The sequence below is a fragment of the Catellatospora sp. NPDC049609 genome, from assembly GCF_040675365.1.
Taxonomy (GTDB): Bacteria; Actinomycetota; Actinomycetes; order Mycobacteriales; family Micromonosporaceae; genus Catellatospora.
Map to the genome: position 1 here is coordinate 1 of NZ_JBFAOU010000436.1, position 1,722 is coordinate 1,722.

General features: G+C 62.5%; 1 protein-coding gene. It reads right to left on the reverse strand.

Going from position 1 to position 1,722, the window contains the following annotated elements:
• Positions 1 to 504: 504 nt before the first annotated feature.
• Positions 505 to 1,722, reverse strand: a 1,218-nt coding sequence (locus tag AB0J67_RS40935; RefSeq protein ID WP_363491188.1) for an RHS repeat-associated core domain-containing protein, incomplete at its 5' end; no start/stop codon positions are given.

Consider the following 1,722-nt stretch of genomic DNA (forward strand, 5'->3'; position numbering starts at 1 on the left):
GGTTCTGGACCCTAGACAAGTCCTATCGTTCCAGATGAGAGGCACTTTCGCTTTCAAGATCTACTATGCAGCCCGACGCTCGTGAAAGAGCGAGGTTAGAGGGGCTTACACCGTTTGCCACACAGTCCCGAGCACCTAGCTCGAGGATCAGGCTGCGCAGCTGGTGCTGCGCCTGGACGCGAGCTTTGAGAGCGCCGCGGCGGGCGACCATCAGCACGCGCAACTGGCCAGCGACACCAGTGCGGGTCTTGGCCAGTGCTGTGGAGTCGCCGGCCATGACCGACCGTGTGGCGGCTTCGGCGTCGACGGGCCCCGGCCCAGGCACGGCAAAGGGCCGGACATCGACACCCGCGGTCCGATATCCGGCCCTGAAGAAGGCAACCGTCAAGCCCCTGAACTGCGGAAACGCACTAAACGGAAAGCTTAGGCTGAAGGGGCCCTTTGCAACTTGCGCAACAGGTAGAGCGAACCTTATGCGAGCCCGCTCTACCTGCCACAGTCCCGCTACTCGAACGTTACAAGTCGCGTGCGGGGAATTTTTAGCTGGAGGTTTGCCACATAGAGACCGGTGTTGTTGAGCGACCAGAGGTTGCCCGTCGAGGGGTCGAAGCCGTACTTAGTAGGGAGAGCGGAAGTTTCGCCACTGACCAGCGTGTATTGGAGATGTTTGGCGTCCGGGCCCGCCATTTGCGTCAGATGATCGTTGACTATCCTCTGCACCTCGCGAGGCGACTTGCCTTGCATCGATTCCGCGAACTCTTGCAACTTGTTTTTGTTGCTTCCGGGCCGTGTCATGCCGTAATGGAATGCGTACCTCTCCGCCACTAAGGCGCGATCGATCGCTTTGGCACCTTGCTTCGACTCCGTGCCGGGCCGGCTGCTCTTAGTAGCACCCGTACTCCCTTCGCTCTCTGAAGAAGATCGGGATTTTCCGCCGCCGGGTCGTCCGGCGCCGGGTCCGCGTCCGCCTCCTGTGGGTGGTGTGGATTTGATGCCGTACTTGCCGCCGGCGCCGTTGCCGCCGAGTGCCACGTCGATGATAGGGCCGAGTACGTTGTTGCCTCGGGTGTCGCTTGCGGACTGGCCCCGGAGCCAGGCCTCACCAATGGTGGTGTCGCCGATCCCGTCCCCGTCGAAGTCGACCGGCGTCATGACGAAGTCGCCGAACGACCCCCACGCGTCGGCAAAGAAGTTGCCGATGTCGAATGGCGCTTCGCCGTAGATGTAGGTGTTTCCGTTGGCCTCTTCCCAAACGTCGCTGGGTGCGTCCATGCAGTTGTCGGTGGTGCATTCGTAGATGGAGTCGCTGCTGCCGTCTTCGAATCTGCATTCGGCGGGGTCGGCTTCGCAGGTGTCGAGGCCGTTGGGGTCGATCATGCCGATGGGGTTGTTGGCGGTGTAGGTGTAGAGGTTGGCGGTGGTGGGGTTGGTGTAGTCGAGGTCGGGTGTGGTCAGGAACAGCGGGTCTGCCGATGTCCACTGCAGGGCTAGCGGGTCGTAGCTGCGGAAGCCGTAGTCGTGCAGGTCGGAGACGGGGTCGTGGTCTTTGCCGTTGAACTCCTGCGGGTATTTGTCGGTGTCGGGTTGGCCGTCGCCGTCGCTGTCGGCGGTGTAAGCGGCCAGGACTTCACCGAAGGCGCCGTAGCGGGTGACGCGGCGGGTGGCGGCGTCTTGTGCGGCCAGGGCGAGGACGTGGTGTCCTTGCACGGTGGTGGTGTAGTG